The 15,866-nt window shown below is 65.8% G+C and carries 13 protein-coding genes and 1 pseudogene; 8 read left to right on the top strand and 6 right to left on the bottom strand.

From position 1 onward, the window contains the following. Positions 1 to 20 precede the first annotated feature (20 nt). Positions 21 to 2,525, top strand: coding sequence for a DEAD/DEAH box helicase (locus JQT59_RS20390; RefSeq protein ID WP_213571758.1), 2,505 nt, complete (start codon positions 21 to 23; stop codon positions 2,523 to 2,525). A 4-nt stretch (positions 2,526 to 2,529) separates the two neighbouring features. On the opposite strand, the gene JQT59_RS20385 is transcribed toward JQT59_RS20390, so the two are convergent. Next, positions 2,530 to 2,934 (bottom strand): DUF5997 family protein, encoded by a 405-nt coding sequence (locus tag JQT59_RS20385; protein ID WP_109330697.1) that lies wholly within the window; start codon positions 2,932 to 2,934, stop codon positions 2,530 to 2,532. Positions 2,935 to 2,992: 58 nt separating this feature from the next. On the opposite strand from JQT59_RS20385, the gene JQT59_RS20380 reads away from it, so the two are divergent. Beyond that, entirely contained in the window at positions 2,993 to 3,739 is a 747-nt protein-coding gene (locus JQT59_RS20380) for a LysR substrate-binding domain-containing protein (protein ID WP_213571757.1), read from the top strand. Positions 3,740 to 3,818: 79 nt separating this feature from the next. Here JQT59_RS20380 and JQT59_RS20375 read toward each other — a convergent pair whose 3' ends face one another. Next, positions 3,819 to 4,742, bottom strand: a complete 924-nt coding sequence (locus tag JQT59_RS20375) for a hydrogen peroxide-inducible genes activator (protein ID WP_109330700.1) — start codon at positions 4,740 to 4,742, stop codon at positions 3,819 to 3,821. A 188-nt stretch (positions 4,743 to 4,930) separates the two neighbouring features. On the opposite strand from JQT59_RS20375, the gene JQT59_RS20370 reads away from it, so the two are divergent. From JQT59_RS20370 to JQT59_RS20360, 3 genes are all read left to right on the top strand, one after another. Then, positions 4,931 to 5,518 (top strand): peroxiredoxin, encoded by a 588-nt coding sequence (locus JQT59_RS20370; RefSeq protein ID WP_109330702.1) that lies wholly within the window; start codon positions 4,931 to 4,933, stop codon positions 5,516 to 5,518. A 3-nt stretch (positions 5,519 to 5,521) separates the two neighbouring features. Continuing rightward, positions 5,522 to 6,061: an alkylhydroperoxidase, AhpD family gene (gene ahpD / locus JQT59_RS20365; protein WP_109330704.1), complete on the top strand. Its 540-nt coding sequence runs from the start codon at positions 5,522 to 5,524 to the stop codon at positions 6,059 to 6,061. Positions 6,062 to 6,149: 88 nt separating this feature from the next. Further along, entirely contained in the window at positions 6,150 to 6,830 is a 681-nt protein-coding gene (locus JQT59_RS20360) for a PhzF family phenazine biosynthesis protein (RefSeq protein ID WP_213571756.1), read from the top strand. Here JQT59_RS20360 and JQT59_RS20355 read toward each other — a convergent pair. After that, positions 6,816 to 7,272: pseudogene (locus tag JQT59_RS20355) on the bottom strand (C40 family peptidase). The gene JQT59_RS20360 and the pseudogene JQT59_RS20355 overlap by 15 nt on opposite strands. Before the next feature lie 18 nt (positions 7,273 to 7,290). Between JQT59_RS20355 and JQT59_RS20350 the strand changes: the two are divergent. Continuing rightward, on the top strand, positions 7,291 to 7,560 hold the full coding sequence (locus JQT59_RS20350) for a hypothetical protein (protein WP_213571755.1): 270 nt from the start codon (positions 7,291 to 7,293) through the stop codon (positions 7,558 to 7,560). Here JQT59_RS20350 and JQT59_RS20345 read toward each other — a convergent pair. Together JQT59_RS20345 and JQT59_RS20340 are read right to left on the bottom strand one after the other, a co-directional pair. Further along, the gene (locus JQT59_RS20345; protein WP_213571754.1) at positions 7,557 to 8,789 is read right to left on the bottom strand and encodes an aminotransferase family protein; all 1,233 of its coding nucleotides are present in this window, start codon (positions 8,787 to 8,789) and stop codon (positions 7,557 to 7,559) included. The two genes, JQT59_RS20350 and JQT59_RS20345, sit on opposite strands and share 4 nt — an antisense overlap. A gap of 61 nt (positions 8,790 to 8,850) precedes the next feature. Beyond that, a complete protein-coding gene (locus tag JQT59_RS20340) occupies positions 8,851 to 10,215 on the bottom strand; it encodes an MFS transporter (protein WP_109330713.1) in 1,365 nt (454 codons plus the stop codon). Between the two features lie 153 nt (positions 10,216 to 10,368). Between JQT59_RS20340 and JQT59_RS20335 the strand changes: the two genes are divergently transcribed. Further along, positions 10,369 to 10,752, top strand: coding sequence for a VOC family protein (locus tag JQT59_RS20335; RefSeq protein WP_213571753.1), 384 nt, complete (start codon positions 10,369 to 10,371; stop codon positions 10,750 to 10,752). Between the two features lie 13 nt (positions 10,753 to 10,765). On the opposite strand, the gene JQT59_RS20330 is transcribed toward JQT59_RS20335, so the two are convergent. Then, entirely contained in the window at positions 10,766 to 11,830 is a 1,065-nt protein-coding gene (locus JQT59_RS20330; protein WP_213571752.1) for an alpha/beta fold hydrolase, read from the bottom strand. A 139-nt stretch (positions 11,831 to 11,969) separates the two neighbouring features. Between JQT59_RS20330 and hrpA the strand changes: the two genes are divergently transcribed. Further along, positions 11,970 to 15,860 (top strand): ATP-dependent RNA helicase HrpA, encoded by a 3,891-nt coding sequence (gene hrpA / locus JQT59_RS20325; protein WP_213571751.1) that lies wholly within the window; start codon positions 11,970 to 11,972, stop codon positions 15,858 to 15,860. Positions 15,861 to 15,866 lie beyond the last annotated feature (6 nt).

The following is a 15,866-nucleotide window of genomic DNA, read 5'->3' as shown; positions in this document are numbered from 1 at the left end:
TGTACGGCTAGCCTGTAGCAGTGCTTCTTCCCGACCTTCTCCCCGAAGACGCGGATCCTGATTCCGTTTTCGACGCCTTCACCTCGTGGACCGAAGATCGAGGTCTGCGGCTCTATCCCGCCCAAGAAGAGTCGATCATGGAGCTCGTCTCCGGCGCCAATGTGATCCTGGCGACGCCCACCGGATCCGGCAAGTCGATGGTCGCGGTCGGTGCGCACTTCTTCGCCATGGCCACCGGGAAGCGCACCTTCTACACCGCCCCCATCAAGGCCCTGGTGAGCGAGAAGTTCTTCGCGCTCTGTGAGGTGTTCGGCGCAGAGAATGTCGGAATGATGACCGGTGACGCCGCCGTCAACTCCCGGGCGCCCATCATCTGCGCGACCGCAGAAATCGTCGCGAATCTCGCCCTACGTGAGGGACCCGACTCCGACATCGGGCAAGTCGTTATGGACGAGTTCCATTTCTATTCCGAGCCGGATCGTGGCTGGGCGTGGCAGGTGCCACTCATCGAACTTCCCCACGCCCAGTTTCTCTTGATGTCCGCCACCTTGGGTGAGGTCGACTTCTTCTCCACCGACCTCACGAGGCGCACGGGCAGGCCTACCACCGTCGTCGCCGGTACCGAGCGACCCGTTCCGCTGATGTTCTCGTATGCGACCACCCCGGTGAGCGAGACCATCGAAGAACTGGTGACCACCAATCAGGCTCCGGTATACGTCGTGCACTTCACCCAGGCCGCGGCGCTCGAACGTGCCCAAGCGCTGACCAGTGTGAACTTCTGCTCCCGCGCCGAAAAGGATGCCATCGCCGAGGCACTCGGCGGCTTCCGATTCACCACCGGCTTCGGCAAGACCCTCTCCCGCCTCGTGCGGCACGGTATCGGTGTGCACCATGCGGGGATGCTGCCCAAGTACCGCAGGCTGATCGAGAAGCTGGCCCAGGACGGACTACTCAAAGTGATCTGTGGCACCGACACACTGGGGGTGGGCATCAACGTGCCCATCCGCACCGTGCTCCTCACCGGCCTGACCAAGTTCGACGGCAGCCGCACGCGCCACCTGCGTGCGCGCGAGTTCCATCAGATCGCGGGACGTGCCGGCCGCGCGGGGTACGACACCCTCGGCACCGTCGTGGTCCAGGCCCCCGAGCACGAGGTCGAGAACCTGCGGGCACTGGCCAAAGCCGGCGACGACCCGAAGAAACGTAGGAAGGTCCAGCGTAAGAAGGCACCGGACGGATTCGTCTCGTGGAGCGAGGCCACGTTCGACCGCCTCGTCGCAGCCTCACCCGAGCCGCTGATCTCACGGTTCTCGGTATCGAACTCCATGCTGCTCAATGTCATCGCGCGACCCGGCAACTGTTTCGCCTCGATGCGGCATCTCCTCGAGGACAACCACGAATCGCGGCCCGCGCAGCGTAAGCACATCTTGAAGGCACTGTCGCTGTATCGCGGGTTGATCGACGCGGGCATCGTGCAGCGCCTGGACGAGCCGGATGCCGATGGGCGGATGGCCCGGCTCACGATGGAACTGCAACGGGACTTCGCTCTGAACCAACCGTTGTCGACATTCGCGCTCGCGGCGCTGGAACTACTCGACGCGGAGTCGGAATCCTATGCGCTCGACGTTGTCTCGGTCATCGAGTCGACCCTCGACGACCCGCGGCAGGTACTCATGGCGCAGCAGCATGCCGCCCGCGGCGAGGCTGTCGCGCAGATGAAGGCGGACGGAATCGAGTACGACGAGCGCATGGAACTCCTCGAGGAGGTCACGTGGCCGAAGCCGTTGTCCGATGTACTGTTCCCGGCGTTCGAGATGTATCGCGGTGGGCATCCGTGGATTTCGGAGTTTGCGCTGTCACCCAAGTCGGTGGTCCGCGACATGGTCGAGCGGGCAATGACCTTCGCCGAGCTCGTCAGCCACTACGGACTGGCACGGTCCGAGGGACTGGTCCTGCGCTACCTCGCCGACGCCTATCGCGCCTTGCGGCAGACGGTTCCGACGGAAGCTCGGACGGAAGAACTCGACGATCTCATCGAGTGGCTGGGTGAACTCATCCGCCAGGTGGATTCCAGCCTTCTCGACGAGTGGGAATCACTTACCGATCCGGGCGCGGAAGGTGACGTTCAGCAGGTCGCGTTCGGTGCCGACGTCCCACGACCCATTTCCGCCAACGAACGTGCATTCCGGGTGATGGTGCGCAATGCGATGTTCCGGCGCATCGAGCTGGCGTCACGGCGACGGTGGTCCGAGCTCGAGGCGCTCGGCGACGGCATCGACGCGTACGAGTGGGAGGAACAGCTCCTCCCCTACTTCGACGAGTACTCCACCGTGGGCACCGGACCCTCCGCGCGTGGACCCCAGCTCTTCCAGGTGGAGGTGGCCCCCGAGTTCTGGCGCGTGCGTCAGGTCCTCGAGGACCCGCAGGGCGATCACGGCTGGGCCTTGACCGCCGTCGTCGATCTCCCCGAGTCCGATGCCGCCGGAGAAGTGGTGTTCGACGAACTCAGCATCGTCGAGGGCTAGCGGTTCACGAACGTCGTTTCCGGGGCTGATCGCGTCGTGCCGCCTTCTTCTCCTTGATTCGCACGGCCTCCTGCCGAACCTCGGCCTGGGTGGCGCGCTCCTGTTGCAACCACTCCGGCCGATCCGCCATGAGGCTGTCGATCTCCTCGGTGGTGAGGGCCTCGGTGACCCCGCCACGCGCCAGGCCCGCGATGGAGACCCCCAGCTTCGCCGCGACCACGGAACGCGGGTGCGGGCCGTTGCGCCGCAGTTCGAGCAACCACTCGGGCGGATCGGACTGCAGCGCGGTGAGCTCGTCGCGGGACACGACACCCTCCTGGAACTCGGCAGGTGTGGCTTCGAGGTACACACCCAGCTTCTTCGCCGCGGTTGCCGGCTTCATCGTCTGGGTGCTCTTGTGCGACGTCATGGTGCCAAGAGTAACGAGGATGCGCAGTGGTTCCGACCACGGCCGGTAGCCTGACGGAGTGACAGACGCGGTAGTGCCCCCTTCGTTCCGCCTTGCGTACGTCCCGGGGGTGACACCCACCAAGTGGATCCGGATCTGGAACGAGCGGATGCCCGGCGTACCCCTCACCCTGATTGCGCTGTCCGCGGCCGACGCGCCCGCAGCTCTGCGAGACGGCGAGGTGGACGCCGGGCTCGTCCGGGTGCCGATCGACAGGGAAGGCCTCAGCGCCATCCCCCTCTATGCCGAGACCCCCGTCGTCGTCATCCCCCGAGACCATGTGGTGGCAGCGGTGGACGAGATCGCCGCGGAGGACCTTGCGGACGACGTCGTGCTGCATCCCCTCGACGACATTCTCGATTGGGCAGAATTCCCCGGAGTACCGGCGAAGGAGCGTCCCGCCACGACGGCGGATGCGATCGAACTGGTGGCGGCCGGAGTGGGCCTCGTCGTCGTACCGCAGTCGCTGGCCCGGCTGTATCACCGTAAGGATTTGACGTTCCGGCCGGTGACCGACGGCCCCGAGTCGCGGATTGCACTGTCGTGGCCCGAGGATCGGAAAACGGAACTGGTCGAGGAGTTCATCGGGATCGTGCGCGGGCGTACGGTCAACAGTTCGCGAGGGCGTCCACCGGCCGAGCCGGCGAAGAAGAAACGTCCGGAACCCGGCGCTACGCGGCAGCAGCGGGCAGCCGGGAACAAGAATGCCCGTGGAGGTTCGGGGAAGCGCGGTGGCAGCCGCGGGAGACCTCGCCGCCGGTCGTGAGTTCGCGGCGGGGGCTCAGTCCCGAACGGTGAGCCGCCGTCGGCGGCTCAGTCCCGAACGGTGAGCCGCCGTCGGCGGCTCAGTGCGAAGTAGTGACCGGGGCCGAGTTCGTGAGCAGGGCCGCCAGCTGCCCGTAGTCTTCGGCGCGCGCACTCGACGAGCGGAAGACGAGTCCGATCGTCCGGCCCGGAGCGGGGGCGGCAAAGCGTGCGGTGGCCAAGGGGCCGCGCCCGATCTCTACCCGCACGGCACACTCGGGGACCAGCGTCACCCCGAGCCCGCCTGCAACGCACTGGACCACCGTCGACAGCGACGTCGCGCGGGTGTCGCCCGCCATAGGCTGGACATCCGCCGATCTGCAGAGGTCGAGGGTCTGGTCCCGCAAACAGTGACCTTCGTCGAGGAGCAGGAGCGGCAACGCACCCAGCACCGAGGGCGAGATACCCGTATGTCCGGCCAGCTCATGCCCTTCGGGCACGACCATCACGAAGTCTTCTGTGTACAGCGGTATTTCGGTGAGCCCGGCCGCGCCGCTGGGCAGTGCCATCACCGCGACGTCGAGCGAGCCGGTGCGCAGTGATTCGAGAAGGCGCGCAGTCTGATCCTCGATCACCTGTGGTTCCAGAGCGGGCATGTCCTGCCGGAGGGCCGGCAGCAATGCGGGCAACACGTACGGGGCCACAGTGGGGATCAATCCGATCCGCAGCGGTCCGGTGAGCCGCTCCCCCACGCCCGCCGCCGTCGCGACGAAACCATCGGTGGCTTCGAGGATGACCTTCGCCTGGCCGAGCAGTCTCTCACCGGCTGTGGTCACGAGGACCCGGCGGGTACTCCGCTCGATCAGCTGTACGCCGAGGCCGCTTTCGAGGGCGGCGAGGGACTGGGAGAGTGTGGGTTGGCTCACACTCAAACGTGTAGCCGCAGTGCCGAAATGGCGGTGTTCGGCCACCGCGACGAACGCACGCAGCTGCGACAGTGTGGGTTGATAACTCTGATCAGCCATGCCTATCAGTATAGAGACATCTATCGGCTTTACCTTTCAGCCGGTTTCGTGCAGAATGGAATCACACCAGAAAACGCGGGTGCACGACCTTCGTGCCACCCGCTTCCGGTACCGAAACCCTCAACTGCGCCTTCGGGTGTGGTTGCACTGCGTTCGACGTGTTCACAAGACAAGTAGGAGGACGAAATATGGCTCTGCTCACCATCGGCGATCAGTTCCCCGCGTACAACCTGAAAGCCGTCATCGGCGGTGACCTCTCCAAGGTCGACGCCCAGCAGCCCGACGACTACTTCACCACGATCACCAGCGACGACCACGCCGGCAAGTGGCGGATCGTCTTCTTCTGGCCCAAGGACTTCACGTTCGTGTGCCCCACCGAGATCGCCGCATTCGGCAAGCTGAACGACGAATTCGCCGACCGCGACGCGCAGGTGCTCGGTGCGTCCGTCGACAACGAGTTCGTCCACTTCCAGTGGCGTGCCCAGCACGAGGACCTGAAGACCCTTCCCTTCCCGATCCTTTCGGACCTCAAGCGTGAACTGGTCGAGGCCACCGGCGTTCTCAACGCCGACGGTGTCGCCGACCGCGCCACCTTCATCGTCGACCCCAACAACGAGGTCCAGTTCGTCTCCGTCACCGCCGGTTCCGTGGGCCGCAACGTCGACGAGGTCCTTCGTGTCCTCGACGCCCTGCAGTCCGACGAGCTGTGCGCCTGCAACTGGAAGAAGGGCGATCCGACGATCGACGCCGGCGAACTGCTGACTGCGAGCGTCTGAGTCATGACTGTCGAGAATCTGAAGAACTCACTCCCCGAATACGCCAAAGACCTCAAGCTCAATCTGAGTTCCATCGCGCGCAGTACCGTGCTGAACGAGCAGCAGCTGTGGGGCACCCTCCTCGCCACCGCAGCTGCCACCAAGTCGGCGACCACCTTGAAGGAGATCGCCGAAGAGGCGGCCGACTCGCTGTCGGCCGAGGCCTACAACGCAGCTCTGGGTGCCGCGTCGATCATGGGCATGAACAACGTCTTCTACCGCACCAAGGGCTACCTTGACGGTAAGTACGACGATCTCCGTGCGGGCCTGCGGATGAACATCATCGGCAACCCGGGTGTCGACAAGGCCGATTTCGAGCTGTGGTCGCTCGCGGTCTCCGCGATCAACGGCTGCAACCACTGCCTCGAAGCCCACGAGAACACCCTCCGGCAGGAAGGCGTCGACCGTGAGGTGATCTTCGAAGCGATCCGCGCCGGTTCGATCGTCGCGGGTGTCGCTCAGGCCGTCGAGGCCAACGAGACCCTCGCCACCGCGAGCGTCTGACACCTCGCAGAGGTACTCCCGAAGGGCCCCGCTCGCGTACTGCGCATGCGGGGCCCTTCGTCGCTCCTCGGAGCGATAGAGTGCGTCAATGCCCCTTCACGTAGACGTCGTCCGGGTATTCACGGACGAGAACGGACGCCACGGCAATCCGCTCGGCATCGTCGATGCGTCGACCGTCCCGCCCGGCGACCGGCAGAAAGTCGCGGCCGCCCTCGGATACAGCGAGACGATCTTCGTCGATCTCCCCGCCCCGGGCGACGACTCCGCCCGCGCGGTAATTTTCACACCCGGAACCGAGCTTCCCTTCGCAGGACACCCCACCGTCGGGCTGTCCTGGTGGCTGCGTGAACGCGGTACCGCAGTGAAGACGCTGGACGTACCAGCTGGACCTGTGACCACCCGGCACTCGGGTGCGATCACCTGGGTGCGGGCAAAGCCGGAGTGGGCGCCCGAATTCTCGTTGTACCTGATGAACAGCGTCAGGGACGTCGAGACTGCCGATCCGAAGAAGTTCGGCAAGGGCCACCACTACCTGTGGGCCTGGACCGACAAGGTGGAGCACTCGATTCGGTCACGAATGTTTGCGCCCGACATGGGCATCGTGGAGGACGAGGCGACTGGAGCCGCCGCCGTCCGTATCACCGCTCACCTCCGGCACGCCCTGCTGATCACGCAGGGCCGCGGCTCCGAACTGCGCACCACGTACGACCCCGCCGGCTGGGTCGAGGTCGGCGGGCGGGTGCATGCCGAAAAGTCACGAACCCTCTGACGGGCGACGGCCGCGCCCCGCGGCGAGATCGGCGTCGCTGAGGACGACCTCGATCTCGCGGCCCAGCGTGACACCGGGGACCAGGGGAAGCCGGTCGCCACTCCAGAACTTTCCGGGGTCGTACCAACTCGTGCGGTGATCCCCGGCGAGAAGGCCCATCTCTTCGTAAGTTGTGGCGACCACCTCGGCACAGTAAGCACTTTCGAGGCTCCCTGAACGAATGCCCGAGTTCCGCGTGCCACATCAGCGGCGGCAGATCTTCGAGCACTACCGACATGCCCACGTGGTTGACGGGGCTGTTGGTCAGCGTCTGAATGGCCCGGTCCGCCGGCGATTCTCCGCGGAAGATCCAGATATCTCCGGTGCGGGTGATGTTCACCGCGGTGTCGAGGTCGATACGGGAACCGGCCGATCGAGCGTCGGTGTGCGAGGGCGCGTGCATGGGCTCTAGCCTAAGGCGATGAGACCCCGAGGCAGACAGTGGTGGAAACTCGTCGGGCTCGCCGGTGTGGTGGGCGTGGCAGCGACCGGTGTCGTGGCGGCCCGCGCAGACCGGCAACGCAAGGCATACACGCCGGACGAGGTCCGCGCCCGGCTCCATGAGCGCTACACCCGCGCCTACGCAGCACGCGATGGGAAGCAGGAGATTCCGTTGACACCGCCGACCTGGCGGGCTCGCTCGGCCGCCGCCCTGCACCGACTCCGCAGCCGGCTACCCGGATCGCACTAGCCGAGTGCGCGTCCGAATCCGTCGGCGAGCGCGCCCACCTGCTCGTCCGTCATGACGAACGCGGGTGAAATCTGCATCGCACCTTGACCGGCGGCACGACTCGAAATTCCGTGTTCGCGAAGAGTCTTTACCAAGGGCAAAGCCTCCTCGGGGTCGGCGAGTTGCACGGCGGCGACAGCGCCGAGGCCGCTGCGAATCTCCGCGACCCGGGGGTGGTCGGCGAGCGGTGCGAGGTGCCGATGTAACGAGGCCTCGAGGCGCTTCGAGTCCGCGAGAAGGTTCTCCCGCTCGATGATGTCGAGGTTGGCAAGTGCAGCGGCCGCCGCGCCGGCGTGGCCACCGTAGGTGTATCCGTGACGCCACCAGACACCGCCGGCGAAGAAGGGCTCCGCCACCCGGGGTGCGATGAAGACCGCCCCCATGGGGACGTAGCCGGAGGTCAAGCCCTTCGCCGTGGTCATCATGTCGGGTTCGAGACCGAACCGCGTGGACGCGAACCAGTCGCCGCCGATTCGCCCGAAGCCCGTGACCACCTCGTCGACGACGAACAGGATGTCGTGTTCACGGCAGATGTCCCGGACCTCGGTGAGGTAACCGTCCGGCGGCAGATACACGCCGCCCGCGCCGATGATCGGCTCGCAGAAGAATGCCGCGATCCGGTCGGCGCCGACCTTCTCGACGAGCTCGAGGAGACTCTTGGCGTCGTCCCATGCCACGGTCGCGGCGTCGGACATCAACTCGCCGTAGCCCTCCCGGTTGACGGGGATGCCTGCCAGCGCGGTACCCGCGACATGCATGCCGTGGTACGCCTTCTGCCTGCCGACCACGATCGTCTTGTCGGGCCTGCCCATTTCGTGCCAGTAGCGGCGCGCCAGTTTGGCTGCCGTGTCCACGGAGTCGGATCCACCGGAGGTGAAGAAGATCTTGCTGCCCGGCACGGGAGCCAGCGCGGCCAGCCGGTCGGCGAGTGCTGCTGTGGTTGCGGGGACGAAATCACCGAAATTCGAGAAATGCGCGACGGTCCGAAGTTGGTCCGCCACAGCGTCCGCGATCTCCGAGCGCCCGTGGCCGACGTTGGTGAACCACAGACCCGCGGTGGCGTCGAGGTAGCGGTTTCCCTGATCGTCCCAGATGTACGCGCCGTCGCCGCGGGAGACGACGAACGCGCCGTTCTCCTCCACCGCGCCCATATCCGCGAAGCCGTGCCACAGTGCCGACGCCATGATCATCCCTTCGTGAACCCCACTCCGAGGCGACTATGCCATGTCGCCGGGCAGGGATCTCGCCCGCCTACTTCTCGGCGTATGCGGTGGGATGCGGTTCCGTGTCGATTCCCGGCAGCCCCCGGCCTCGGATGGAGGCTCCTGCCGTCTCGGCCACGAAGTAGAGCGCCACGAGACCGATCCCGCACGCGATCATCATGTAGAACGCGGGCATCAGCGTGTTGTCCGTCCACTCGATCAGCAGTTCGTTGACGGCAGGCGCCGTTCCCCCGAACAGCGAGGTGGACACGTTGTAGGCGATGGCGAATCCGGCGAAGCGCACGTGCGTGGGAAACATCGCCGGGAACGTTGCGGAGATCGTCGACAGCTGCAGCACGTACAGCAACCCCAGGACGGCGAAAGCGAAGATTGCCCAAGCGAATCCCTGGCGCATCAGCAGATACATCGGCACCGCCAGCACGATGAGACCGACGAGCGAGACGTACCACAACGGTTTTCGTCCGAATCGGTCCGACAACCCGCCCGCGAACGGGATCACCGCCATCATCACGAGTTGCCCGACGATGAACAGGGTCAACGACGCGGTGGACGACAAACCGATCTGGGTTTCCAGATACGTCGGCATATAGCTGAGCAAGGTGTAGTTGGTGACGTTCAGAGCGACGACGAGACCGGCGAGCAGCAACATCGGCCGCCAGTACTCCGTCACCAGATCCTTGAACTCCGTCGCGGCCCCCTCCTCGACCGCCCCTTCCTCGTCGAGTTCGCGGAAGACGGGTGTTTCCTCGAGTTTCGTGCGCAGGTACAGGCCGATCAGACCCATCGGGCCCGCGATCAGGAAGGGAATACGCCATCCCCAGGTCTCCATGAACGGTTCGGTGGACGCCAGCTCCACCGTCAGAACCACAATGGCGCCCAGCGCGTATCCGCCGAGCGTGCCGAATTCGAGGAAACTACCGCAGAATCCTCGCTTCCGGTCGGGCGAATACTCGGCCATGAAGGTTGCCGCGCCGCCGTACTCACCTCCGGTGGAGAAACCCTGGATCATGCGAAGAAGCACCAGCAACAAGGGTGCCCAGAATCCGATGACGTCGTATCCGGGAACGAGTCCCACACAGAACGTCGCTCCCGCCATCAGCAGGATGGTGAGCGCCAGAACCTGTCGGCGGCCGAGACGGTCACCGAGCGGGCCCCAGACGAGCCCGCCGAGGGGTCGCACGACGAAGGAGACAGCGAACACCAGCAGGGCATACAACGTGGCAGAGCCGGTGTCGCCGGGAAAGAAGGACGCCGAAATATACGACACCGTGAACGCATACACGCCGTAGTCGAACCATTCGGTGGCGTTACCCATTGCCGAAGCCGCGATTGCGCGTCGAAGAACTCCTGGCGGCAGGGCATCCTGGTCGGCTGGTGGATTCTCGTATGCCATGTTCCGCCCCCTCGAGGCCGCTGTCAGGTGAGTCCATTGTGTCCCGAGTGGCGGATGTTGTCGCCACTTTTGCGATTGCCACCGTGTCCGCGGACGCCGATATCTTCGACCAGCGGCAGTGTGCGCCGACTCATCGACGGGTAGTCGACCGGGATGAACAGTCGCATCATCGCCGTGGCCGTCGACTGCCACGACGCGCAATCACTGGCCCAATTCTGGTGTGAGGCTCTGGACTATCCGTCGACCCGCCAGTGGAACGACGCGTACGGCCGCACCTACCTCGAGGCGAATCGACCGGGACTTCCGGCGCTGCTCTTCCAACCCGTCGCAGAAGAGAAAGCGGCCAAGAATCGACTGCACCTCGACATCGCCCCGTCGTCGCGCACGCAGGACGCCGAGGTGCAACGACTCCTCGCGCTCGGGGCCCGGCTGCTGAGCAACGATTCGAGGGTGCCGTGGGTGGTGCTCGCCGATCCGGAGGGCAACGAGTTCTGTGTTCTTCCCCCACACCCGGTGGGCGACGATGCGGGCGGATAGCGACGCCCTTCGGTCAGCGGTGAGACCGCGACACCCGCTGCCGAACCACCCGCCCCCATGCCGCCACCCGGCGACGAGCGGTGTCGATCCACGGATGCTCGGTGACCAGCAGCACGGCGTCCCGCCAGGCACTGGGTGCGGGCAGCGATTCCACCGACCTCGTGACGAGACGATCGAGCGCCTCCGAGACCAGTGACGCCCGTTCCAAATGCACCATGTGTCCTGCGCCGGGCACCCTGACGAGTTCTGCCTCCGGCAATTGCTCGGCGATCGCCTTCGAATACCGGAACGGCGTCAGGAGGTCCCTGTCGCCGCACAGCACCAGAGTGGGAACCGGTTCGAGGAGCGGCACCGCGGCGGTTTCGTCGTGGTTCTTGAACGAGGGCAGAAAATCGACGAGCGTCTTCAGGGGTGTGTCGTTGATCATCTGTTCGGAGTGCCAGACGATGGCCGGGCTGATACGACGATCACCGAACGACGCCGACCGCAGAATCGGCGCCAGCACGCGCTTGCTCGCGCCCCGGCCACCCTGGACTACGCGAGGCAGGGCACGTGCCGCCGTGCTGAATCCGGCGACCACCGGCGTGTTGAGGGTCCGCGCGAGGCCGACGTCCCCCAGTGCACCCGCCGCGGTCGCGATCAGTCCGACCCCCACCACCCGGGAACCGATCAGGTCGGGATACCGGCCGACATAGGAGAGCACCGCCATTCCGCCCATGGAGTGCCCGACCAGCACGATCGGCCCCTCAGGGACGAGTGCCCGGATCACGGCGTCGATGTCCCGGGCGAGGTGCGGAATCGTGCAGGTCTCACGTCGCGGCACACCCGAATTGCCGTGCCCACGCAGATCGAAGAACACCATGCGGATCGTCGGTCCCCATACCTCTTCGAGGTGTACGCGCTGGAAATGCCAGCCGGTCATCCGGTTGCAGAAACCGTGCACGAAGACCACGGTGAGCGGCGCATATTCGGGACCGACCTCGCGGACGGCCAGCGGAACGCCATCGTCGGCCGCGACGACGCTGCCGCGGTCGCGGCTGAGCAGGTCGAAATTCTCACCTGCGAACTCGTCGAACATAGTCTCCCAGCCGTTGCCGATATCGGGGTACGCGTCTGACGTTGGTCGTCCTGGAGAATAGCGCGTGGCGACGACCTGCCCCCGCCGCTACGCCCGAGCCGTCGGCTCGTCGACCGCGTTGGCTAGGCTGTAGCTCAGCATGTCCATCACAGCACCGAGCCGGCGAGATCTGAAGAACTCCCTCGGCGAACTCACTTTGCGCGACGAGCACCGGCTCCGCAGGCGACTGGACCGAGCGCGCACGCCCCAGGCGCTCGCCGGCGTCTCGGACGAGATCGCGACCGCCCGCGCCCGGCTCGAGCGCCGACGGGCGAGCGTTCCCCGCATCGACTACCCCGACGCGCTCCCGGTCAGCCGGCGCCGTGACGACATCGCGCACGCCATCTCGGAGCACCAAGTGGTAATCGTCGCGGGTGAGACCGGGTCGGGCAAGACCACGCAGATTCCGAAGATCTGCCTCGAACTCGGCCGCGGGGTACGCGGGCTCATCGGGCACACGCAGCCCCGCCGGCTCGCAGCCCGGACGGTAGCCGAACGGATCGCCGAAGAGGTACACAGCGAACTCGGGGAGACCGTCGGCTACACGGTGCGGTTCACCGACCAGGTGTCGGACGGCACACTCGTCAAACTGATGACCGACGGCATCCTCCTCGCCGAGATTCAGCGAGACAAAATGCTCCGCCGGTACGACACCCTCATCATCGACGAGGCTCACGAGCGCAGCCTGAACATCGACTTCATCCTGGGGTACCTACGCCAGCTACTCCCCCGGCGACCCGACCTCAAGGTCGTCATCACCTCGGCCACGATCGACCCTCAGCGGTTCGCCGAGCACTTCGCCGTCGACGGCGTGCCCGCGCCGATCGTGGAGGTGTCGGGGCGAACCTTCCCTGTCGAGATGCGTTACCGCCCTCTCACCGTCGAAGTGGGCGATCAGACCTTCGATCGTGATCCCGTCGACGCGGTGTGTGAAGCCGTCGAAGAACTGTCGGCGGAAGGGGACGGCGACATCCTCGTCTTCCTGTCCGGCGAGCGGGAGATCCGCGACACCGCGGACGCGCTGCGGGACAGACGACTACGGGGTACCGACATCGTTCCGTTGTATGCGCGACTCTCCGCGGCGGAACAGCACAAGGTGTTCACTCCCCACACGGGACGTCGGGTCGTCTTGTCGACGAACGTCGCCGAGACGTCCCTGACCGTGCCCGGCATCCGTTACGTCGTGGATCCGGGAACTGCCCGCATCTCGCGGTATTCGGTGCGCACAAAAGTGCAGCGTCTCCCGATCGAGCCGATCTCCCAGGCCTCCGCCCGCCAGCGCTCCGGTCGCTGTGGACGCGTCGCGGACGGCATCTGCATTCGGCTGTACTCGGAAGAAGACTTCGAGTCCAGGCCCCCGTTCACCGAGCCGGAGATTCTTCGCACCAACCTCGCATCCGTCATTTTGCAGATGACCGCCCTCGGTCTCGGTGACATCGCCGCGTTTCCGTTCGTCCAACCGCCCGATCCGCGCGCGATCCGGGACGGCATCGGCCTGCTCGAAGAGCTGGGCGCGATCGAGCAGTCCACCCAGAAGGAGCAGCCCGTCCTGACCCCGGTCGGACGCGAACTCGCCCAGATTCCGGTGGACCCTCGCATGGCCCGCATGCTCGTCGAGGCGCACCGCAACGGCTGCCTCGCCGAAGTCCTCGTGATCGTCTCCGCCCTGTCGATCCAGGACGTGCGCGAACGTCCTGCCGAATTCCAGCATGCGGCCGACGAGAAACATGCCCGTTTCGCCGTGGAGAACTCGGACTTCCTGGCCTTTCTCGAGCTGTGGAAGTATCTCGGCGAACAACGGAACGAACTGTCCTCCAACCAGTTCCGGAAGATGTGCCGCAACGAATTTCTTCACTGGCTCCGCATCCGCGAATGGCAGGACCTCCATGGTCAGCTCCGCCAGATCACCCGCGGACTGGGCTGGGAGGTGAGCAGCACCTCCACCGCCGGGGAGGCGGCGATTCACCAATCGCTGCTGGCGGGACTGTTGTCGCACATCGGACTTCGCGAGGGCGACAAGCGCGACTTCCTCGGTGCGCGTGGAAGCCGATTCGCCATCTTCCCCGGTTCGAGCCTGTTCAAGAAGCCCCCGCGGTGGGTGATGGCCGCAGAACTCGTCGAAACCTCTCGGTTGTGGGCACGCATGTCCGCGAGGATCGAACCCGAGTGGGCCGAGAAGCTCGCGCCGCACCTCGTGAAACGCACCTACTCCGAACCGCACTGGTCGTCCAAGCGCGGATCCGCGATGGCGTACGAACGCGTGACGTTGTACGGAATCCCCCTCGTCGCCCGGCGCGCGGTGAACTACGCTGCCATCGACCCCGAAACGTCCCGCGAACTGTTCATCCGCCATGCACTCGTCCAGGGCGAATGGCAAACGCAGCACACATTCTTCCACGCCAACCGCGCACTGCTCGAAGATGTCGAGGAACTCGAGCATCGCGCGCGTCGCCGCGACATCCTTGTCGACGACGACACGTTGTACGAATTCTACGATCAGCGTGTGGGCGTCGAGGCAGTGTCAGCCCGCCACTTCGACTCCTGGTGGAAAGTGGCCCGCCGCGCCACGCCGGACCTCCTCACCTTCACCCAGTCGACGGTCGTCAACGCCGATTCGGCCGCCGTGCTGGGCGGCGACTACCCCGACGCCTGGCGTCAGGGCGATATGCAGTTCCCGCTCACCTACCAGTTCGAGCCCGGAAACGAGGACGACGGCGTTACCGCTCGCATCCCGATCGCCCTGCTCGCCGGTCTCCGGCCGGTGGGCTTCGATTGGCTCGTCCCCGGCATGCGCGTCGAGTTGGTGACGGCCCTGATCAAGACTCTCCCCAAAGCCCTACGCCGGCAGGTGGTTCCGGCTCCCGACTTCGCGGCAGCGGCCCTCGCGGCGGTGAAACCGCGTTCCGAACCGCTCGTCACCGCGATGGCTCGGGAGTTGTCGCGACTCGGCGCATGCCGCATCGATCCGAAGGACTTCGATGTCGCGGCACTCCCCGACCACTTACGCATGACGTTCGCGGCCGTGGACGAGAAGGGCACCGTTCTGGGCCGCGACAAGGATCTGTTGGCGCTCCGCACGTCCCTCGCTCCCCGCGTGCAGAAGGAAGTCGCGAAGGCGGCCTCCACTTCCGAGCGGCCCCCTGCGCTCACCTGGACGCCGGACACGCTCGGTTCCCTCGAGCCGACGGTGACCCGAGAACTGGGCGGGCAAAAAGTCACCGGCTATCCCGCCCTCGTTCCCGAGGGCGACGGTGTCGCCGTCCGTGTCCTGAGCACACCGTCCGAGCAACGGGCGGCTATGCGCGCCGGAACCCGCAGGCTCCTCCTGGCCGCCGTACCGACCCAGGCCAAGACGGTCGTCTCCGGGTTGAGCAATACCCAGCGACTGACCCTCGGCCAGAATCCGGACGGCAGCCTCGACGCGTTGATCGACGACTGCCGCAATGCCGCGGCTGACCAGTTGATCGCCGCCCACGGGGCGCCGATCCGCACTCCCCGTGACTTCGACGCGCTCGTCGCCGAGGCGCGAGCGGCGATCGCCCGCGAGGTCGCAATTCTGCTGCGCCTTGTCCTGCCGATTCTGGAATCTGATCACCGACTGGCAGTGGTTCTCGAACGGGCCACCGGCGAGGCTGCCGACGACGTGCGGGAACAGCGCGCGGCGCTGCTCTTTCCTGGTTTCGTTGCCGAGACCGGATCCGCGCGGCTCCGTGAGCTACCTCGGTATCTCTCCGCCGCCACCGCACGCCTCGAATCGCTCCCCGGCAGTGCACCCCGCGATCGGAAGGGAATGGACGTCCTCGACCGCGTATATGCAGCATATGAACGCATGCTGGCAACGCTGCCGGAGGAGCGGCACCATTCGCCCGACATCGACGCGATCCACTGGATGATCGAGGAACTTCGAGTCAGTTTGTTCGCCCAGACGATCGGGACACCGATACCGGTGTCCGAAAAGCGGGTTCTCAGCGCGATGCAGAAGGTGCGCTGATAGCCG

Source organism: Rhodococcus sp. USK13, assembly GCF_018343855.1.
GTDB lineage: Bacteria > Actinomycetota > Actinomycetes > Mycobacteriales > Mycobacteriaceae > Rhodococcus_F > Rhodococcus_F oxybenzonivorans.
This window is presented reverse-complemented; position numbering and strand designations above follow the sequence as displayed.